Genomic DNA, 12,613 nt, shown 5'->3' on the forward strand with positions numbered 1-12,613 from the left:
CGTGAGCATGCGCGAACTTGAGCAGTGTCGGGCGGAGAGTGAACGCATACGGACCGTGTCGGTCCCTGACCGCGCGTTACGATGTAAAAAGGGCGCAAAACAGGTAACCCCAACGCGCAATAGGGCATCTTTCCCTGCGTGATGAGCCTGACGGGGACCCCGTTCTTCCTGGCCGCGATCGCACTGATGGTCGTCGCGGTACTGCTGCCCCTGCTGCTGTGGGGACGGGTCGCCGGACCCGTGGCCCTGCGCGGTGCGGCGCGGCTGGTGATGGTGCTGTTCGCGCAGGCGACCGCGGTCCTGGTCGTCTTCGTCGCGGTGAACAACAGCAACGGCCTCTACGACAACTGGGCCGACCTGCTCGGTACCGGCGATCACGTCGTCGCCGCGCCCGAACTGGGCCCGGACGGCCTCGGCGGGCGGCAGTTGGCCGCCGAGCCGCAGCAGCGCGCCGTGTTCAAGCCGGTGAGCGACCCCCGGATGGGACCCGGCGTGCGCCGTACGGTGATGACCGGGCGGGTGTCCGGGGTGCGCGGCGAGGTGTACGTATGGCTGCCGCCGCAGTACAACGACCCCGCCTACCGGCACAAGTCCTTCCCGGTCGTGGAACTGCTCGCCGGGTTCCCGGGAACGGCCACGGCGTGGTTCGGGAACCTCAACGTGCAGACGCAGTTGGAGCCGATGATGAAGCGGGGCACGGTCGCCCCGTTCATCCTGGTGTCGCCGCGGACCTCGCTCCTCGGCAACCAGGACACCGGATGCGCCAATGTGACCGGCGTGATCAACGCCGACACCTGGCTGAGCGTCGACGTACCGGAGATGGTGACCGACAGCTTCCGGGCCCAGCGCGGCGCCCACGGGTGGGCCGTGGCCGGGTACTCGGCGGGGGCGCACTGTGCGGTGAAACTGGCGCTCGCGCACCCTGACCGGTACCGCGCGGCGGCCGGGCTCTCCGGCTACAACGACCCCGCCGCCGAGCACGCGTCCATCACCGCGAAGAACCCGACGCTGCGGCGCGACAACAATCCGCTGTGGATCCTGAGCCACGCCAAGAAGCCGCCGCACACCGCCCTGCTCATCACCGGGGCACGGCACGACGGCTACGACGACGGGCTGGCGCTGCGGGCTCACGCCAAGCCGCCGACCACCGTGCAGGTCGTCCTGGTGACGGGCGGGCACAGCAGGGCGGTCTGGCGGAAGCAGGTCCCGGACGTCTTCACCTGGCTGACCGCCGAGTTCCGGCCGACGGGGCCGCCGGGGCCGACCGGGCCGGCCGGTCCGACGGGCCACTACACGGGACGGGCGGCCCCCACGAAGGGCATCTGATCGATGGGCGCCAGCCTGACCGGGGCGCCGGGGTGCGGGGCGTGGATCATCTGGCCGTTGCCCACGTAGATGCCGACGTGGCTCACCCCGGAGTAGAAGAAGACCAGGTCACCGGGGGACAGCTCGGAACGGCTCACCCGCTGGCCCGAGTTGATCTGGGTGTACGTGGTGCGGGGGAGCGAGACACCCGCCGAGCGGTACGCGGCCTGCGTCAGGCCCGAGCAGTCGAAGGACGACGGGCCGGTCGCGCCCCAGACGTACGGCTTGCCCAGTGCCCCGTAGGCGAAGGCGACCGCTTGCGCGGCGCGTGAGTTGGGCGCCAGGACCGCATCGCGGACCGTCGAGCGGTCGGCGGCGCCGGAGCCGTGCGGGCCCGGCGATCCGTCCGACGACCCGCCCCGGGACTCGTACTGCGCGCGCTCGGGCGCGGAGAGCCGGGCGAGCAGCGCCTGCGCGGAGCGGATCCTGCTCTGCACCGCGGCCTTCTGCTTCTTCAGACCGGCCTGCTGGAGCCGGAGGTCGCCGAGCTTCGTGTGCGCCTCGGACCGCAGCTGCGCGAGCCTCCCGAGCTGCCGCTGCACCCCGCTGACCTCGGTGGCCTGGACGTCGCCCGCACGCTCCACGTACGCGGCCCGGTCCAGGTACTGCGCGGGGTCGGAGGAGAGGAAGACCTGCACGGACGGGGAGACGGCGCCGTTGCGGTACTGGGCGGCGGCCATCGAACCGAGCGCGGAACGGGCGGTGTTGAGCCGCGCGGTGGACCGGGCGGCCTCGTCCCGCAGGGTACGGAGCGACTTCTCCGAGGCCTTGGTCTGCTCCTTCGTCCCGTTGTACTTGTCGGTGGCGACCTCCGCCTCCTGGTACAGCTGGTCGACCTTGGCCTTGACCTGCGCGGGGGAGAGCTGGGGTGCCGCCTGCCCGACGCCTTCGAAGGCGGTGGCGGACGCGGCTCCCGCCAGCGCCACGGTGACGGCGGTCCGGGCCGCGGGACCGGTGAGCGGGCGTTGCTTGGGCTTTCGGTGAGCGGCCACGAGGGCGGTCCCGTCCTTCCGTACGTCCTTGCCGTGCCGACCGACGGCCGCCCGGTTGCGGGACGGCAGTGGGGAGTCGGTCATCTGTGCAAGGACGCTAAACCGGGAGTTACGGGAACGAGACCTCATCGGAGGAAGTGGTCATATCCGACCAGAGGTGGACCGCATGGTGACCATGTCGGACCGTTTGGTTGTCGACGTCACCGGACATCGCGTAGTTCTCCGACCGAAGCCGGGGATGCGGTCCCGGACCGTACGGGAGTGTGCCGGGCGGTGTCGGAGGGCCGGAAGGGGGTGGCTAAGGTCGAATCCCATGGACGTACTGATCAATGCTTTCGTGGGGCTGCACATCATCGGCATCGCCGCGCTGCTCGGCGGATTCCTGACCCAGATGAAGGCGATGCGCACGGGCGAGGCCCGCTTCGGGCCCTCGATGCTGCACGGTGCCCTGACGATGCTGGTCACCGGCGTGGCGCTGGTCGGCCTGAACCAGGCCCAGGGGAACACCATCAACACCGTCAAGATCGGGATCAAGCTCGCGATCCTGGTGGTGATCCTGGGGCTCGTCTACGTGAAGCGTGACGACGACCGGATCGAGAAGCCCCTCTTCGGGGCCGTCGGCGGTCTGACCGTCGTCAACATCTTCATCGCGGTGCTCTGGACCTGAGCGGTCGCGCGCGGCTGTGCGACCCGGCCTGTGCCGCCCGGGCCTGTGTGACCCGGGCCTTGTGCCGCCCGGGTCGCACGATGCCGTCCTATCCGGGCCGCACGCTGCCGTAGATCGGCATGTAGAAGATCGACTCCTCGCGCACGTACGCACCCGGCTTCGGGGCGTGGATCATCATGCCGTTGCCGATGTACATCCCGACGTGGCTGATGTCGTCGTAGAAGAAGACCAGGTCACCGGGGCGCAGATCCTTCGTGGCGACCCTGGTGCCGACGTTCACCTGGTCCCAGGTGGTACGCGGAAGGTCGACGCCGGCGGCCTTCCAGGCGGCCTGGGTGAGACCTGAGCAGTCGTAGGACTTGGGCCCTGTCGCACCCCAGACGTACGGCTTGCCGATCTGCGCGCGGGCGAAGGCGAGGGCGTCGGCGGCCTTGGACGACGTGCTGGAGCCGGTACCGGTGCCGGTGCTGGAACCCGTGCCGGAGCCGGTGCCCGAGCCCTTGGCCTCCTTGTTCTCCTTGGCCTTCTCCGCTGCCGCCTGCTCGCGCGCCAGCTTGTCCGCCTCGCGCTTGGCCTCGGCTTCCTTCTTCTTCTCCAGCGCCGCGAGCCGCGCCTTCTCCTCGGTGGTCAGCTTCGAGAGCAGCTTGCGCGCCTCGGTGAGCTTCGACTGCACCGACTGCTTGCTCTCCTTGAGCGCCGCCTGGGTCTCGGTCAGACCCTCCAGGCTGCGCGCCGCCTCGGCGCGCTTCTTGGCGGCGGCCCGCTGCTCGGCCTGGTAGTCGGTGACGGCCTTCTGCTGGCGGTCGCCGAGCCGCTTCATCAGCTGGTCCTGGTCGAAGTACGACTGGGGGCTGTCGGCGAGGAGCAGCGTCGCCGTGGACGAGAGGGTGCCCTCGCGGTACTGCGCGGCGGCGAAGTTGCCCAGCGTACGGCGGGACTCGTTCAGCTTCGCGGCGCGCTGGGCGACCTGGTCGAGGAGGGTGTCGACCGTCTTGCGCTGGGTGGCCGTGGCCTCTTCGGCCTGGTTGTACCGCTGGGTGGCGGTTCCGGCCTGGCGGTACAGACCGTCGACCTTCTTCTGCACCTCTTCGATGCTCGGCTTCGGCCCGGCGGCGGGCGCCGGGGCCGCGCCGGCGCTCTGGGCGAGCAGGGAGACCGAGGCGAGGGCGGCGGTGGTGACGCCGATGGCCGGGACGGTGCTGAGGACGTGGGGGCGCGGTTTTCGGTGCGATGCCAAGACAGGCATTTCCTTCCGTGGACCGCCTACCGGGTGGGGGGCTTCCGTTCGGGTCACGCCGGATCAGGGGGCGGGGTCTGGCCTGAGCGAGCAAGATAGCCAACTCCTGTGACGGGTGGGAAGGCTGATGTTCGATATGCCCGATACTTTTTCGTGACCTGGTGTTCGGACGCGGTTCGGACGGGCATCGGACGGGCCGGACAGGGCGAGCGGGGTACGGGCGCGGAATCCGGTGCCGGGCCGGTGCCGGGCCGGGCGCCGGGAGCCCCGGGGGCGGGCGTCAGGACGTACGGACCCGGACTGTCACCGGGTCGGCCTAGACTCGGTAGACGATGAGCAGCCTCTTTGACGACAGCTTCCTGGCGAACCTCCAGCCCTCGGAGGAAGAGCCCCCGCCCGCCGAGGACTCCGTCGGCGAGGACCCCTCCGGTGCGGGGCACGCCCCGGAAGAGGTTCCGCACGACCTCTTCGGCGGAATGTTCGACGGGCCCCCGCCCGAGCGCGACGCGTACTACCGCGACGGCGCCCCGCGCCCGGCCGTGGACCCCGCCGCCCTGCTGGAGGGGCTGAACACCGAGCAGCGCGCGGCGGTCGTGCACGCGGGATCCCCGCTGCTCATCGTGGCCGGCGCCGGTTCCGGCAAGACCCGGGTGCTGACCCACCGGATCGGGCACCTGCTCGGCTCACGCGGGGTGCACCCCGGCCAGATCCTCGCGATCACCTTCACCAACAAGGCCGCGGGCGAGATGAAGGAGCGCGTCGAGGAACTGGTGGGCCCGCGCGCCCAGGCCATGTGGGTCATGACCTTCCACAGCGCCTGCGTGCGGATCCTGCGCCGCGAGTCCAAGAAGCTCGGCTTCACCTCGTCGTTCTCGATCTACGACGCGGCGGACTCCAAGCGGCTGATGGCACTGGTCTGCCGGGACCTGGAGCTCGACCCGAAGAAGTTCCCGCCGAAGTCCTTCAACGCCAAGATCTCGAACCTGAAGAACGAGCTGATCGACGAGGAGACCTTCGCCGGGCAGGCGGCAGGGGAGCACCTCCCAGGCCCTTCAGGCTCTGGGGGAGGTTTCGAGAAGACGCTCGCCGAGGCGTACACGCTGTACCAGGCCCGGCTGCGCGAGGCCAACGCCCTGGACTTCGACGACATCATCATGACGACGGTGCACCTGCTCCAGGCGTTCCCGGACGTCGCGGAGCACTACCGGCTGCGCTTCCGGCACGTCCTGGTGGACGAGTACCAGGACACCAACCACGCCCAGTACACCCTGGTGCGCGAGCTGGTCGGCCCGGCAGGGGAGGGCAAGGCCCCGGCCGAGCTCTGCGTGGTCGGTGACGCGGACCAGTCCATCTACGCGTTCCGCGGGGCCACGATCCGTAACATCCTCCAGTTCGAGGAGGACTACCCGGACGCGACCACGATCCTCCTGGAGCAGAACTACCGCTCCACGCAGACGATCCTGTCCGCGGCCAACGCGGTGATCGAACGCAACGAGAACCGCCGCGCCAAGAACCTCTGGACGGAGGCCGGCCAGGGCGCGAAGATCATCGGCTACGTCGCGGACACCGAGCACGACGAGGCCCAGTTCGTCGCCGAGGAGATCGACCGGCTGACGGACGCGGGCGACGCCAAGGCGGGCGACGTCGCGGTCTTCTACCGTACGAACGCCCAGTCCCGTGTCTTCGAAGAGATCTTCATCAGGGTCGGGCTGCCGTACAAGGTCGTCGGCGGGGTGCGCTTCTACGAGCGCAAGGAGGTCCGCGATGTGCTGGCCTACCTGCGTGTCCTGGCCAACCCCGAGGACACCGTCCCGCTGCGCCGGATCCTGAACGTGCCCAAGCGCGGGATCGGTGACCGCGCCGAAGCGATGATCGACGCGCTCTCGCAGCGCGAGCGGATCAGCTTCCCGCAGGCCCTGCGCCGGGTCGACGAGGCGTACGGCATGGCCGCCCGCTCGTCGAACGCCGTCAAGCGCTTCAACGTCCTGATGGAGGAGCTGCGTACCGTCGTGGAGTCCGGCGCCGGACCCGCCGTGGTCCTGGAGGCCGTCTTCGAACGGACCGGCTATCTCGCCGAGTTGCAGGCGTCCACCGACCCGCAGGACGAGACGCGCATCGAGAACCTTCAGGAACTCGCCGCTGTGGCGCTGGAGTTCGAGCAGGAGCGCGGCGACGAGGAGGGCGCGGGCACGCTGGCCGAGTTCCTGGAGAAGGTCGCTCTGGTCGCCGACTCGGACCAGATCCCGGACGAGGACGACGACGGCTCCGGCGTCATCACCCTGATGACGCTGCACACCGCCAAGGGACTCGAATTCCCCGTGGTGTTCCTGACGGGCATGGAGGACGGTGTCTTCCCGCACATGCGCGCGCTGGGGCAGGTCAAGGAGCTGGAGGAGGAGCGGCGGCTGGCGTACGTGGGGATCACCCGCGCCCGGGAGCGGCTGTATCTGACACGTTCGACGCTGCGCAGCGCGTGGGGCCAGCCCTCCTACAACCCGGCTTCGCGCTTCCTGGAGGAGATCCCCGCACAGCACCTGGAGTGGAAGCGCACGGGCGCGTCGTCGGCTCCGGCGGGTCCGACGTCGGGGATCACGTCGTCGCTGTCCTCCTCGCGTTCCCGCTCGGGTTCGGGCGGCGCTTCGGGGTTCGCGACGCGACGGGCCAACGACAAGCCGGTGATCACGCTGACCGTGGGGGACCGGGTGACCCACGACCAGTTCGGTCTGGGAACGGTGATGCAGGTGACCGGCTCGGGCGCGGATGCCCAGGTGACGGTGGACTTCGGCGACGAGCGGCCGAAGAAGCTGCTGCTGCGGTATGCGCCCGTGGAGAAGCTGTAACGGACGGGGTCGCGCCCCGGGCGGCTGCGTTCCGCGCGGTTGCGTCCGGGGCGGTTACGTCGGGTCGAGCCCGTGGCTGCGCAGCCACGGCAGTGGGTCGATCGCCGCGCCGCCGTGCGGCCTCACCTCGAAGTGCATGTGCGGCCCGGTGGAGTTGCCCGAGTTCCCGGAGTACGCGATGACTTCGCCCGCCTTGACGGAACCGGAGCGGATCTTGGTGCTGCTGAGATGGCAGTACCAGGTCTCGGTTCCGTCGGGCGCGGTCACCATGGCCATGTTGCCGTAGGCGCTGTTCCACTGCGTACGGACCGTGCCGTCGGTCGCGGCCATGACGGGCGTGCCGTACGAGACGGGGAAGTCGATGCCGGTGTGCACGGACATCCAGTTGACCCCGGCCTGGCCGAAGTAGGCGCTGAGCCCCTTCTGCGTCACCGGAAGCACGAACTTGGGCCGGGCGGCCTCCTTGCGGGCGGCCTCCGCGTCGGCCTTCTTCTTCGCGGCGACCTGCCGCTGCTTCAGGTCGATGCGCTCCTGCGTGCGGCTGGCGCGATCGGCGAAGTCGTCGGCCTCATGGCTGAGGTCGGCGAGCTGGCTGTCCAGCTTGCTGTTGGCGGCCACCGGCTTGACGGACGAGGGGTCGGCGGCGGCCTGCGTCGTGGTGGCGTCGTCCTTGCCGCTCTCTCCGATTCCGCCGACCGTCGCGGCGGCGACACCGGCCACGCCCATCACGCAGACCGAGGGGACGGCCACGGTCAGGAGCGCGGAACGCTTGGCGGGGGTACGACGTCGGCCTCGGCCACCGGAGTTGCGACGCGCGACGGGGTGCGGGTCGAGGTGCGCGACAGGGAGCTCCGGTCCGTCGTCCGACGGCTGCGGCTCTGGGTTGACCGCGTTGTCTCGGTGGCTGGTGCGGCCCGTGAGGCCGACGATCTCCGTGAGGTCGACGGCCGCGAACTCGCTCGTCTCGAAGGCCGCTGTCTCTTCGCCGGGTGCGGGTGTGGATGCCGGAGTGGGTGCGGGTGCTGTGGCCACGGCTTCCGCATCGACGGAGTTCCAGGCGGTGGTGTCGTACGCCCCGGTGTCGTAGCTGCCGGTGCCGTAACTCTGCGCGGACCACTGCGAGGTGGCGGCTTCTGCGGGGGCTTCGGCTGTGGCTCCGGTTGTGGCTTCGGTTGTGGCGAACTGCCCGGTCCGGTTCCAGGCGTCGGCGTCCCACTGGCCGGTCGTGTCGTAACCGGTCGTGTCGTAACCGTCGGCGTTGTGACCGCCGACGTTGTGACCGCCGACGTTGTGACCAGCGGTGCCGTAACCAGCAGCCTGAGCCGGGAAGTCGTAGGCCCGGCCGGTGGATTCGTGCCGTGCGGATTCGTGCAGTGCGGATTCGTACCCTGCGGATTCGTACGGAGCGGCGTCGAACGGAGTGGATCCGAACGGGGCCCCGCCCTGGATGTCCTGACCGCCGTACGGCGACGCGTATCCGACGGTCTGGTGCGCGCCGGTGTCCCACTGGGTGGTGTCGTACTGCCCGCTGTGCTCCGCTCCGTACCCAACTGGCCCACCTGACCCGCCCGGAAGATCACCGAAGAGCGGATCGGTGACAGCGGTGGCGAAGGTGCCGGTGGAGTGGCTGCCGGTGGGGTGGCTGCCGGTCGAGTACGGGTCGTATCCGACATACCCGGCGTGGGGTTGCTGGTCGTTCACCAACGTCTCTCTCGCCTCGGCGGCAGGGCCCTGCGTCGGGGGTGACCCCGGGGGAAGCAGTGGCGCGACTGTACCCGGCGGTACGTGACGGCCACAATCTTCGGCAGGTATCGGACGTGTGAGAAACGGGCATTCGGCCGCCTTTCGACGGTCTATGGGGACAGCCTTGGCTCGGCGTTCGGTGTGCGTTCGACGATTTGGGGGCATTGGCGCCGTTCAGGCCACGGAGATCACGCTCTCCGAGGTTCCTGGCGCGGTCTCCGGCGAGTCGAGCGCCTGTCGGATGCGGGCCGCGACGGCCGGGTGGACGGGGAGGGCGAGATGGCCTATGCCGCTGACCCGGACGTTCGTCACGAGCAGGTCGGGGTGATCGATGCAGGCCGCCTCGATCGGGATCATCAGATGGTCGAGGTCGCTCCAGAAGCTGACGAACCGGGTACGACACCCGGCCGCCGGCCTGCGCAGTTCCTCGATCACGTCGGAGTGCGGGAGCATCTGCCGACCGAGGGGGTGGGCGCTCGCCAACTGGGCGACCTGGGTGCCCGCGTGCGGTGTACCGAGAGTGACCAGGGTGCGCACCCGGGTGTCACCGCCCAGTCGCTGTACGTAGTAGCGGGCGATCAGTCCGCCCAGGCTGTGCCCGACGATGTCGACCTCGTGATGCCCGGTCCGGAGGCATATCTCTTCGATGTGGCGCCCCAGCAGTTCGGCCGCGGCGCGGATGTCGCAGGTCAGCAGCGAGTAGTTGAGCGATTCGGGGTGCCGCCAGCCGTGCCGGAGCAGGGAGCGGCGCAGCAGGACGAAGACGGAGCGGTTGTCCACGAACCCGTGGAGCAGGACCACGGGCGGACGGTCCTGGCCCGGCGCGGGGAAGTGCCCGGCGGCGAGGGTGCCGATGGGGCCTTCGAGCGGTGTGTCCGGCCCGTCGAGCGGGGTGACGTCCGGGTGCTCGTCGATGATGCCGGACGGGTAGAGGAGCAGGTGCCCGGCGAGGATCGCGAGATCGAGGGCGGTGGCCCTGAGTGGCACGGACGAGAGCTGGATGCGGCGCACGAGCCACTGCGGGGAGAGGAATACGGGCAGGGCCTTCATGGGGTGACCTCCCGAACGGCGTACGGGGGCGACCTTGTCCTCGTACGCACTCATGGGTGCCACGGATGAGATTCGACCGATACAACCGATATATCGGTCACCGTGCCATCCACCGTGCAGCCGATGGTACGGGTGGTGCGGCCCTCTCGCCTGCGGCTCCCGGTGCGCCGACCCCCGGTGAGGCCGGTGCGGCGCAGAGCCGACCGGCGCGGGGCGTGACGCGTAGTGAATGTGTCCCATGTGTGATTTCCCCCTCCCTGACCACCGCGAAACGACCGGTTGCGGGATGCTGTCGATAACGTTCGTTCACATCGTGCATGGAGGCAGTGATGGGTGTGGTCGGTCCGATCCGCGTAGTGGTCGCCAAACCGGGTCTCGACGGGCACGATCGCGGGGCGAAGGTGATCGCGCGTGCGCTGCGGGACGCCGGTATGGAGGTCATCTACACCGGTCTCCACCAGACGCCCGAGCAGATCGTGGCCACCGCCATTCAGGAGGACGCCGACGCGATCGGGCTCTCCATCCTGTCGGGGGCGCACAACACGCTCTTCGCGAAGGTGCTCGAACTGCTGAAGGAGCGCGATGCGGAGGACATCAAGGTCTTCGGCGGCGGGATCATCCCGGAGGCGGACATCGAGCCGCTGAAGCAGCTGGGCGTGGCTGCGATCTTCACCCCGGGTGCGACAACGGCATCGATCGTGGACTGGGTCCACGCGAACGTACGGCAGCCTGCGGGCGCGTGACCGGACCGGTGTCCGGGGCGCGGGTGTCCGGTCGGGCCGCCGTGGGCGGGTACGGGCGGGGGCCCGCCGAGCGGACCCCACCGGGCTGGACCCTGCCGGGCTGGACCCTGCCGGGCTGGACCCTGCCGGGCTGGACCCTGCCGGGCTGGACCCTGCCGGGCTGGACCCTGCCGGGCTGGACCCTGCCGGGCTGGACCCTGCCGGGCTGGACCCTGCCGGGCCGGACCTCGCCGGGCTGGACCTCGCCGTCCCCTCGCCCGGCAATCGTCACTCGGCATTCCTCACCCAGTAGCCCTCACTCGGTAGCCCCGGTCCGGTAGCTCTCGTCCGGTATCCCTCATCCGGTGCCCGGGGGGCTCGGGTGTCCCGCCAGCTCCGTCTCCATCGCGGCCCTCAGCCGCAACGTCGAGACCAGCCGCTGGAACGCCTCCGACCAGTACCCCGCTGCTCCCGGCGACGCTCCCTCCGTCTCGTCCGGTATCGCGGTGAGCGCCACCAGCCGGGACGCTTCCGCAGGGTCCAGGCAGCGTTCTGCCAGACCCATCACCCCGCTGAAACTCCACGGGTAGCTCCCCGCGTCCCGTGCGATTTCCAGTGCGTCGACCACTGCCCGGCCCAGCGGCCCGGCCCAGGGGGTCTCGCAGACCCCCAGCAACTGGAACGCCTCGGACAGCCCGTGCCCGGCAACGAACTCCGCCACCCAGCGCGCCCGTTCCTCGTCCGGCAGTGTGGCCAGCAGTCGCGCGCGCTCGGCCAGTGATGTGGTTCCGGGCCCGGCGAGCAGTGCGCGGGACCACTCGGCGTCCTTCTGCCGCACCGCGGCGCGGCACCACGCGGCATGCAGTTCCTCGCTCCAGCCGTCGGCCACCGGCAGCGTGACGATCTCGTGAGGGGTACGGCCCCCGAGCCTGGTGGTCCAGACGGCGAGCGGAGTCGCCTCCACCAACTGCCCCAGCCACCAGGACCGTTCGCCCCGCCCCGCAGGGGGAACCGACGACACCCCGTCGCGCCGCATCGCCGCATCGCACTCGTGCGGTGCCTCGACCGCTATCCGGGTCAGGCTCTCGGCCAGGTCCAGGCTGACGCAGGTCACCGCGCGCTCCGCCATCCGCCCGGCCAGCGCGGACCCGGGCAGTGCGGAGAGCAACTCGGCTGCGGTGGCGCGGACATTGCGGCTTCGGTCGGCCAGCGCCTGCTCCAGGAACGGCTCGTCCGTGGGCGTGAGCCCGGTGCGCAAGGAGTCGAGAAACATCAGCCGGTCCTCGGCCCGCTCCGTGGACCACGTGGCGGCGAGCAGCTCCCGCCCGGCCCCTGGCGCCTCGGCCCGTACCGCGGACAGCAGTGCGACCCGCTCGGCGAACAGGCCTTCCTGCCAGAGGTGTTGAACGGACCGGGCGTCCGTGGGCCGGGGCAGCACCGCACCGCCCGGCGCGCCGCGCAGTGCGAATCTCCACTCCGGGTTGAGCCCGGCGAGCCACAGCCCGCGCGGCCCCGCGAAGGCCAGCGCCTGTGGCCGCAGATCCGTACGCGCCCTGGCCGCGTCGAGCAACGCGTCCAGGAGCGGGGCCGGAGCGCGGTAGCCGTGCCGCGCCGCTGCCGCCAGCCACTGGGGCAGCAGTTCGGTGAGGTCCGGCGCCGCGCCGCGCCTGCCTCCCGAACCCGCGGGCCCCGACCGGTCGGCGAGCAGCTGGGCCAGCCTGTGCCGGGCGGGCAGGGGCGGCTCGGGTCTTGGATCGGGCGCGGAAGGGGCGGGCCGCGCACCGGCCGGTGCGGGAAGCAGGCCCGCCCGGCGCCGTACGGTGTGCAGCGCTGCCGCATCCAGAAGAGCGGGCGCACCGGCCGGCGGCGGACGCCGATCGGTGCCGAGCAGAGCCGACGCCACGAGCTCTTCCCAGGTGACGGTGCTGGTCATCGGTTCCCTCCACGATTGGTTCGGATGCGGCTCTGCCGCCGGGTTCGACCCGGTCCAGGACATG

General features: G+C 70.5%; 10 protein-coding genes. 5 read left to right on the top strand and 5 right to left on the bottom strand.

Annotated elements, in window-relative coordinates:
• The first annotated feature begins 141 nt into the window (after positions 1–141).
• Complete coding sequence (locus NBY69_RS08255; protein ID WP_250299462.1) at positions 142–1,326, top strand: esterase family protein; 1,185 nt, start codon at positions 142–144, stop codon at positions 1,324–1,326.
• Here NBY69_RS08255 and NBY69_RS08260 read toward each other — a convergent pair.
• Positions 1,290–2,357, bottom strand: coding sequence for a C40 family peptidase (locus tag NBY69_RS08260; RefSeq protein WP_250299575.1), 1,068 nt, complete (start codon positions 2,355–2,357; stop codon positions 1,290–1,292). The genes NBY69_RS08255 and NBY69_RS08260 overlap by 37 nt on opposite strands.
• Positions 2,358–2,670: 313 nt before the next feature.
• Between NBY69_RS08260 and NBY69_RS08265 the strand changes: the two genes are divergently transcribed.
• Complete coding sequence (locus tag NBY69_RS08265; protein WP_250299463.1) at positions 2,671–3,024, top strand: hypothetical protein; 354 nt, start codon at positions 2,671–2,673, stop codon at positions 3,022–3,024.
• 88 nt (positions 3,025–3,112) lie between these two features.
• Here NBY69_RS08265 and NBY69_RS08270 read toward each other — a convergent pair whose 3' ends face one another.
• On the bottom strand, positions 3,113–4,261 hold the full coding sequence (locus NBY69_RS08270) for an NlpC/P60 family protein (protein ID WP_250299464.1): 1,149 nt from the start codon (positions 4,259–4,261) through the stop codon (positions 3,113–3,115).
• A gap of 332 nt (positions 4,262–4,593) precedes the next feature.
• Here NBY69_RS08270 and pcrA point away from each other — a divergent pair, with 332 nt between their 5' ends.
• A complete protein-coding gene (pcrA, locus tag NBY69_RS08275) occupies positions 4,594–7,101 on the top strand; it encodes a DNA helicase PcrA (RefSeq protein ID WP_250299465.1) in 2,508 nt (835 codons plus the stop codon).
• 54 nt (positions 7,102–7,155) lie between these two features.
• Here pcrA and NBY69_RS08280 read toward each other — a convergent pair whose 3' ends face one another.
• Positions 7,156–8,802 (bottom strand): M23 family metallopeptidase, encoded by a 1,647-nt coding sequence (locus tag NBY69_RS08280; RefSeq protein ID WP_250299466.1) that lies wholly within the window; start codon positions 8,800–8,802, stop codon positions 7,156–7,158.
• 216 nt (positions 8,803–9,018) lie between these two features.
• Positions 9,019–9,894 (bottom strand): triacylglycerol lipase, encoded by an 876-nt coding sequence (locus NBY69_RS08285; RefSeq protein ID WP_250299576.1) that lies wholly within the window; start codon positions 9,892–9,894, stop codon positions 9,019–9,021.
• Positions 9,895–10,223: 329 nt separating this feature from the next.
• Between NBY69_RS08285 and NBY69_RS08290 the strand changes: the two genes are divergently transcribed.
• Positions 10,224–10,637 carry a cobalamin B12-binding domain-containing protein gene (locus tag NBY69_RS08290; RefSeq protein ID WP_250299577.1) on the top strand — a complete coding sequence of 138 codons (414 nt, stop codon included), beginning with the start codon at positions 10,224–10,226 and terminating at the stop codon, positions 10,635–10,637.
• Positions 10,634–10,957: a hypothetical protein gene (locus NBY69_RS08295; protein ID WP_250299467.1), complete on the top strand. Its 324-nt coding sequence runs from the start codon at positions 10,634–10,636 to the stop codon at positions 10,955–10,957. Before NBY69_RS08290 ends, NBY69_RS08295 begins: the two co-directional genes overlap by 4 nt.
• A gap of 17 nt (positions 10,958–10,974) precedes the next feature.
• On the opposite strand, the gene NBY69_RS08300 is transcribed toward NBY69_RS08295, so the two are convergent.
• Positions 10,975–12,549 (bottom strand): DUF5691 domain-containing protein, encoded by a 1,575-nt coding sequence (locus tag NBY69_RS08300; RefSeq protein WP_250299468.1) that lies wholly within the window; start codon positions 12,547–12,549, stop codon positions 10,975–10,977.
• Between the last annotated feature and the right edge of the window lie 64 nt (positions 12,550–12,613).

This window comes from Streptomyces sp. A 4/2 (assembly GCF_940670765.1).
Classification (GTDB): Bacteria; Actinomycetota; Actinomycetes; order Streptomycetales; family Streptomycetaceae; genus Streptomyces.